This window comes from Prescottella soli (genome assembly GCF_040024445.1).
In the GTDB taxonomy this organism is placed as follows: domain Bacteria; phylum Actinomycetota; class Actinomycetes; order Mycobacteriales; family Mycobacteriaceae; genus Prescottella; species Prescottella soli.
This window is the reverse complement of the sequence record NZ_CP157276.1, coordinates 4,292,521-4,299,905: the sequence shown is the minus strand read 5'-3', so window position 1 is coordinate 4,299,905 and position 7,385 is coordinate 4,292,521. Positions and strand designations below refer to the sequence as shown.

Annotated in this window: 5 protein-coding genes and 1 pseudogene; all 6 read right to left on the bottom strand. The window is 68.1% G+C overall.

Features of this window, described 5'->3' with window-relative positions; genetic code table 11:
* Nucleotides 1-313: 313 nt before the first annotated feature.
* On the bottom strand, nucleotides 314-739 hold the full coding sequence (locus tag ABI214_RS20040) for a PPOX class F420-dependent oxidoreductase (RefSeq protein WP_348604241.1): 426 nt from the start codon (nucleotides 737-739) through the stop codon (nucleotides 314-316).
* A 56-nt stretch (nucleotides 740-795) separates the two neighbouring features.
* Nucleotides 796-1,551 (bottom strand): FadR/GntR family transcriptional regulator, encoded by a 756-nt coding sequence (locus ABI214_RS20035; RefSeq protein ID WP_348604240.1) that lies wholly within the window; start codon nucleotides 1,549-1,551, stop codon nucleotides 796-798.
* Nucleotides 1,552-1,620: 69 nt separating this feature from the next.
* On the bottom strand, nucleotides 1,621-2,382 hold the full coding sequence (locus tag ABI214_RS20030; RefSeq protein WP_348604239.1) for an ABC transporter ATP-binding protein: 762 nt from the start codon (nucleotides 2,380-2,382) through the stop codon (nucleotides 1,621-1,623).
* Nucleotides 2,379-5,102, bottom strand: coding sequence for a branched-chain amino acid ABC transporter permease/ATP-binding protein (locus ABI214_RS20025; RefSeq protein ID WP_348604238.1), 2,724 nt, complete (start codon nucleotides 5,100-5,102; stop codon nucleotides 2,379-2,381). The genes ABI214_RS20030 and ABI214_RS20025 overlap by 4 nt, the downstream gene beginning before the upstream one ends.
* A 32-nt stretch (nucleotides 5,103-5,134) precedes the next feature.
* Entirely contained in the window at nucleotides 5,135-6,355 is a 1,221-nt protein-coding gene (locus ABI214_RS20020) for an ABC transporter substrate-binding protein (RefSeq protein WP_348604237.1), read from the bottom strand.
* A 162-nt stretch (nucleotides 6,356-6,517) separates the two neighbouring features.
* A pseudogene (locus tag ABI214_RS20015) lies at nucleotides 6,518-7,347 on the bottom strand (AMP-binding protein); the annotation flags it as partial.
* Nucleotides 7,348-7,385: the final 38 nt, after the last annotated feature.

Below are 7,385 nucleotides of genomic sequence, written 5' to 3'. Positions count from 1 at the left end.
CGGCGGACACCGAGCACACCTGTCCAGCCGAGCCCGCCGCAGGACCGGAACATGCCGGAACGGCCCGCGCTCGGGTATATATCTGCTGATCGGACCTGGTTCGTTACAGCAGGCAGCACCGGCGGACGCCGGTCACCGAGTTGAAGGAGAGTCGGTCAACCACGAGGACCGTGATCGAACACACTCGCCGCGCCCCGGTCTGTCCGAGGGGGTCACGTGCGGCGGTCGATCACCGGTTTTCCTGGGCTGAGCACCCGCAACAATCTACAGGGTCGCCCCGCGAGAACCCATTTCCGGCCGGTCCGGCGGACCGTCAGCCGGTGACGTCCAGGGCCGCGATCACCTTGGTCGGGCGCACCCGCACGACGAGCTCACCGGGGACGCCGTTGCGGCGGCCGAACTCCTCCGCCCGCTCGTCCCCCATGTACCGGCGTCCGATCTCGGTCGCCACCCGCAGCAGCTCGTCGGGATCCGTGGACAGCACCGCGTCGCCCTGAATCTGCACGAAGGCGTACGGGGGTTCCTCGAGATCGACGCACAGCACCACGCGGGGATCGCGCGCGAGGTACCTCCCCTTCGCCGTCGACGCGCCCGTGTTGAACAGCACCTCGTCGCCCTCGACCACGAACCAGACCGGCGCCACGAGTGGTCGACCGTCGCCGGCGAGGAAGCCGAGCTTGCCCGTCCGGGTTCCGTGCGTGAGGAACTCCCGGACCTTCTCGTCACGCAGACTGCTCACGGACCGCACAGTACGCCCGTCGACCGGTGTCTGCCCGGGTCCGCGGCGAGATTCCCTCAGGAGAGGATCTCGACCAGCGTCGTCTCCGAGTCCCCCACCATGTACTTCTCGATCCCGTCGAGATTCTTCTGCCAGAAGCTCTGGGCCTCGACCGCGTCTCCGCTGCGCAGGTAGGCCAGCAGTTTCGTGTAGGCGCGCTGCGCGGCGCGGGCCGCGGGCCGGTCGTGCTCGTCGCCGTGCGAGGCGATGAAGAGCGCATTGTGGGCGTCGATGATGTGCGCGAGCATGCCGGCGAGCACCGAGAGGGTCTCGTTGCCGGCCAGGTCGACCAGGCTCTGGTGCAGCTGGACGTCGTGGTGCGCGAACGCGGCCGCGTCACCGACCAGATCGGCGCCCCGCGCGATCGACTCCGCGAGCTTGTCCAGTTGCTCGGCGTGACCGGGCCCGGCCAGCACGCCGACCGCGGACACCTCGAGCGACGCACGGGCACGGTAGACGTCGACCAGCGGCGTCCCCTTGTACTGCAGCAGCAGGCCGGTGTAGCGGGCCGCGACCGACGGATCCGGCGCCATGACCCGGGCGCCGCCGCGCGCACCGCGGAGCACCGTGATGATCGACTCCGACTCGAGGATCCGGAACGCCTCACGCAGCGTGGGACGGGACACCCCGAACTGCTCCATCAGGACCGATTCGTTCGGTAGCGGGTCCCCGGCGCCGAGCTCGCCGGTGATGATGCGCCGACGCAAGTTCGCAGCGACCAACTCACCAGCCTTCGGTACCCGAACCACCGACGATTTCGCTCCGGCTGCCACGACGCCCCTTCACTCCGTTGGATCGAAGCCCGCCTGGGCAGGCCCGACGAACGACCAAGGGTACAACTGTTAACCGAATTGGCCGGTACCGGCGCTACCGGTGTCTCCCGCAGCCGACAGGTAGGCACGCTGCACCGCGTCCAGATCGGCGCCGATCTCGGCGGCCGTCCCCTCCAGCATCATCCGGCCGCGCCGCATCACATACACCCTGTCCGCGACGGTCAACACCTGGCGGACGTGCTGTTCGACCAGCAGGACACCGACACCGCGTTCGTCGGCCGCGGACCGCACCACCGCGAGCAGGCGTTGCACGATCTGCGGCGCCAGGCCCAGCGACAGCTCGTCCGCCAGCAGCAGTTTGGGGTTCCGTGCCAACGCCCGGGCCAGAGTGAGCATCTGCTGCTCGCCACCGGACATCAGTCCGGCGGGCCGCCGGAGCAGCGCCCGTAGCTCCGGGAACACGGCACACGCGTCGTCGGCCGAGACGCCTGCCAGCCGGAGGTTCTCGGCGGCGGTCAGGCCCATGATCACCGATCGCTCCTCGGTGACGTAGCTCAGCCCACGCCGCGCCAGTGTCGACAACGATGCGCGCCGGTCCGAGCCGAGCACGGACAGTGAGCCCGAGATCGGCTCCAGCTCCCCGGCCACCGTCAACATCGTCGTGGACTTGCCCGCCCCGTTGGCGCCGATGAGCGCCACGACCTCGCCCGAGCGCACGGTGATGTCGAGGTCGCGGCAGACCACGGCGCCGGCGTAGCCCGCACTCAAGCCTCGGCATTCCAGCACCGTGTCGGACGCCACGGTCTTCTCGCTCGTGGTGGTCATGGTCATCGCGCCGCCTCCGTCTCGTCGTCGGTACCCAGGTATGCATCGCGGACCGCCGCGCTGGCAGAGATCTCGTCCGGCGTGCCGGCGGCGATCACCCGGCCTGCCTCGAGCACCACGATCCGGTCACAGGTGGACATCACCAGACCCATGTCGTGCTCGACGAGCAGCACCCCCGCCCCGCGCTGCACCGCCAGATGCCGGATGGCCACCGCGAGCTCACGGCTCTCGGCGTCGTCCAGACCGGCCGCAGGCTCGTCGAGCAGGATGACGGACGGGGCGGACGCGACGGCCCTGGCGATACCCACCAGCCGGCGCCGACCGTACGACAGTTCACCCGGCAGTGCGCCCAAGTCGTCCTCGAGTTCGAAGTCCCGCACGACGGTCGACGCACTGGGTGAGAGCGGATGGCGGCCGGGGCGGATCAGATCGGTGAACCAGGTACTCCAGGTGGACTCGTCGGCACCTGCGTGGATGTTCTCGCCGACCGTGACGTCCTCGAACAGTTCCAGCGACTGGAAGGAACGACGGAGTCCGCCCTTGGACCGCCGCGCGGTCGACCAGCCGGTGATGTCGTGGTCCCCCAGCGTCAACTGTCCCGCCGCGGGACTGACGAATCCGGTGATCGCGTCGATCACGGTGGTCTTGCCGGCCCCGTTCGGCCCGATCAGACCCACAACCTGTCCGGGCGCGACGTCGAGGTCGACCCCGTCCACGGCGGTGACGCCGCCGAACCGCACCGTCAGCCCGCGAACCGACAGCGGCGTCGGTGCGACGGTGCTGGACGGCAGTTCGTCCGAGAGTTCGTGAACCCGCCGCGTGTCCCGCGGACGCAACGCGGCAAGCCCGGGGAGCCTGCCGATCGCCCGGAGTTGACGGGAGACCACGTCGGCGATTCCGTTCTGGTTGGTGAGCAGGGTGACGATGAGGATCACTCCGGCGAGCAGGCTGGCGATGGCCAAACCGTCCACCAGGCGACTGACGAGCGCCCCGGGCGCCATCAGTGCGCCGATGACGCTGCCCACCACGAACCCGAGCCCGCCGATCACCGACTGGACCACCGCGTTGATCGAGGCGAACACGTTGAATTCGAGGTAAGTGACTGCGGTATTGCGCAGGCCGAGAAGAATTCCCGCCACGGCGGCCAACCCCGCTGCGAGAGCGAAGGCATAGATCTTGACCGCGAACACGCTGATCCCGAGCGAGGCCGCGGCCCGCTCGTTGGTGCGCACCGCGATGAGCCGCCGGCCGGTACGCGAGCGACGCAGGTTCGCCACCATCAGGCCGCACACGATCAGTGCGACGAGACACAGCAGTGCCCACCGTTCGGGGTATCGGGAAGCCGTCACCTCCAGCCCGAACAGGTTCAGCTCGGAGATCTTGACCGAACCCTCGAGCTTGTCGCCGGTCAGGGTCGGGTTGTTGAACACCATCTCCTGGACCGTGAACCCGAGCCCCAGGGTGACCACCGCGAGGTTCACGCCCCGTGTCCGCAGCGCGGGCAGCGCGAACACCACGCCGAATGCGACGACGGCGACCACGCTGACTATCGCCGCCGGAAGCAACGGCCAGCCGGCCTGGCCGACGAGTCGCGCGGCGAACAGCGCGCCCAACCCGCCGACGGTGTACTGCGCAAGCGAGAGCTGACCGGCGAAACCGGTCAGCACCACGATCGACAGCAGGAAGACCGCGGCAGCCAGGGTCAGCGTCAGTGACCGCAGCCAATCGCCGCCGATCGCGATGACGACGCCCGCGGCGACGACGGCGAGAACGATACCCACCCAACGGATCTCACCGGAGCCGAGCCGAGGCAGCCGCTCCGAGACGTGGCTGCGCAGCGGCAGCCCCTTCCCCCGCACCACCAGCACGATGAGGATGACCAGGAACGGCACCGCCCGGTTGATGCCGGTGAGTGTCTCCATCCCGAGCAGATTCCGCAGGTCATCCTGATACAGGACGACCACGCTCTCACCCACGCCGAGCAACAGCCCGCCGAGCAGGGTGAGCGGGAACGAGCGGAAGTTGCCGAGCAGTGCAGCGGCCAGCGCCGAGACGGTGACGATCACGACGAACGCCGACGGCGTGAGTCCCGTCAACGGTGCCACCAGGATGCCGGCGGTGCCGGCGAGTGCACCACCGACGGTCCACGTCAGCGCGGCCAGCCGCTGGGGCGACCAACCGAGTGCCGCGGCGGCGCGCTCGTTCTCGGCCGCCGCGGTGATGGCGAGGCCGACCCGGGTGAACCGGGCCAGCCCCCAGAGCACGGCAGTCATTCCCACCGCGATCCCCAGCAGGATCAGCCGATCCTGCTGCACCACAATGCTTCCCCAGTGATAGGCGTCGTCGGGCAGGAAGGCTCGCACCCGGATCGACTTGGCCCCGTAGTACTGCTGCACCCCCGCCTGCAGGAGCACCATCAGGCCGAGAGTGGCGGCCAGCCGGACGATCGGCGCAGCGTTCATCAGCCAGCGCAACACCAGCAGCTGGAACGCCAGTCCGATCAGTCCGGCCACCACGACCGCCACCACAAAGGCTGGCAGCAAGGCCCAATCATGTTCGCGCTGCAAGGTTTCCAGACACACATAGGCGGCCACCATGGCTATCGCGCCCTGCGCGAAGTTCACCACCCCGGAGCCGCGGTAGACCAGCACGATGCCGTGCGCAAGGAGCGCGTAGGCGGAGCCTGCTCCCAGGCCCAGGATCGCGAACTGCAGTAACTCAGTCATTCGTCAATCTCCAGGGTGAAGTGTGCTCGGGGTCAGGAGGTGCGCAGGTCGTATTGCGTCGGATCGGTGACCACCACGTCGCCGTCGAACGTCATCCGGTACATCATCGTGTTCGAGACGCGCTGGAAAATCCCGAACGGCTCGACCGCACCCGGTGTCCAGGCCGGGACCAGGCCGGCCATGTCGAGGTCCTTGGCGTTCTCGAATCCCATCTGAACCGTGCTCTTGTTGATGTCCGTCAGCCCGTTCGCGACCTCACCGAACGCGCGCACCGCCAGCCACGGGTTCATCTCGTCGCCGGTGAGGTTCTCCAGCTCGAGCTCCTTCTTGCCGGACTTCTCCATATCCGCCAGGAACTCCTTCAGTCCCGGGAAGTCGTCTGTGCTCGACGAGGGCGCGGGAACCACGCCGGTGTACTTCGAGGAGGTGGCGAAGGTCCCCAGGTCCTGCAGGTCAGCCTGGGAGAACCCGACCGATCCCAGCGCGAAGCTCAGCTTCGACCCGAGCTGCTCGAACGACTGGGCGATCGGGTTGGCCTCGGTCGGGCCCAGCGCCATGATCACGCCCTGTGCTCCGTTGCGCTCGGCGGCGGCGATGAACTGGGTGTAGTCGGTCGCGCCCGCGCCCACCGCAACCTCGTTGACGATCTCGGCGCCCTTCGCCTGCACGGCCGGGCCGAGCAGCTGGATCAACATCGCGGCAACCGGGACGTCGGGGCGCATGAGGGTGAGCTTCGTTTTGCCGTCGGCCACCAGGATGTCGATCATCCCGTACAGGTTGAGCAGCGAGCCGGAGAACGGGGTGAACACGTTCGTGGCGGAGAAGTCCGAGATGTTCAGCGGGTTCAACCCGATTCGCGGGATACCCGCGTTCTGCAGGACCTGGGACGTCCCATCGTTGTTGGCGGGCGTGAAGTCCGCGATCGTCGCGACGACACCCTCCGTGATCATCTTGTTCGCGCAGTCGACCTCCTTGTTGGGATCCCCCATGGAGTCGCACTGCACCAGCTCGAGCGGGCGTCCGTTCACGCCGCCGCGGGCATTGAACGCGTCGACCGAGGCGATCGCACCCTCCGCCGAGTTGACGGATGCGAGGCCCGGCGCCTCGATGGGAATGATCTGACCGACCTTGATCGGTGTCCCGGTGGCGGCGTTCGCAGCCGGGTCCGCCTCACTGTCGCTACTGCAGCCCGAAGCCAGTAGTCCGAGGGTCACGAGCGCGGCGATCGCGGGGGTAATTCTCTTCAGGTTCACGGGGGGTCCTTCGCAAGTAGACGGCTGCATCTCGTAAATCCCGGGAGTGACCTCCATCACTCCCGCTCGACCTCGGCAGCAGCGTATGGCACCGGAGTGCAGGTTTTTGCGAAGTTCGCGATTTTCGTTGCGGTGCGCACCGCAACGCCTTGTCAGCGACCGTCACCGCTTCTGGGCGAGGTACCAATCGATGAGTTCCGGGGGCGTCGATCGCACTCTGAACCATGATCCGCGCGGCATCTGCGCCCTGGAGCATCCGCTTGATTGGGACCTCGAGCTTCTTCCCCGTGCGGGTGTGCGGGACCCCGGGTGCCGCGATGACCTCGTCCGGGACGTGCCGCGGCGATGTCTGTTTCCGGATGACGGACTTGATGCGATCCTCGAGTTCGGCGTCGAGCACCGCCCCATCCGCGAGAACGACGAGCAGCGGCATCCAGTACCCACCATCCGGCTGCTCCGCCCCGATGACGAGCGCCTCGACGATCTCGGGCAGGATCAAGACGATCCTGGGGCAGCGTCCGCATCGAGCGCGACGCCGAGGCAAGGAACGGACAACTCGCCGGGCCACACCGGCACCGTGCGGGCGCCTCCGATGAAAGCCGACACGGCGTCGGCGTCTCCGGCGATCGAGAAGACCGGGACCGACTCACCCACGTGGTGCGCCAACCATATCGACGACGACGCCGGCAGTGTCGACCCGGTGATCCCGACAGCGCGGAGCGCGCTCAGGTCGTGGTCGCGGCGTGGGACGGCACCGGCCTTCGAACAGGCCAGCACGACCCGGGACTGGTACCGAGCACGGTGACCCGGTGCCGGGCGGCCAGCGCCCACAACGAGTCCGGGTCGGGGCATTCAGGACTGCCGTCGTAGCTGACGATCGTGGCACCGACCAGCAGGCCGGCGACCTGGAAGTTCCACATCATCCAGCTCGGGCTGGTGTACTACAGGAACGTGTCCCCGGGTCCGATGATCCCCTTCGGCAGTCCCGTCGAACTCCGGTCGCATCTCGTCGAACTGTGTCGGCTGCAGG

What these genes read in the sequence shown, in the direction of transcription:
- ABI214_RS20025 (WP_348604238.1), bottom strand. Translation starts at nt 5,102, where the DNA reads ATGACTGAGTTACTGCAGTTCGCGATCCTGGGCCTGGGAGCAGGCTCC.
- ABI214_RS20030 (WP_348604239.1), bottom strand. Translation starts at nt 2,382, where the DNA reads ATGACCATGACCACCACGAGCGAGAAGACCGTGGCGTCCGACACGGTG.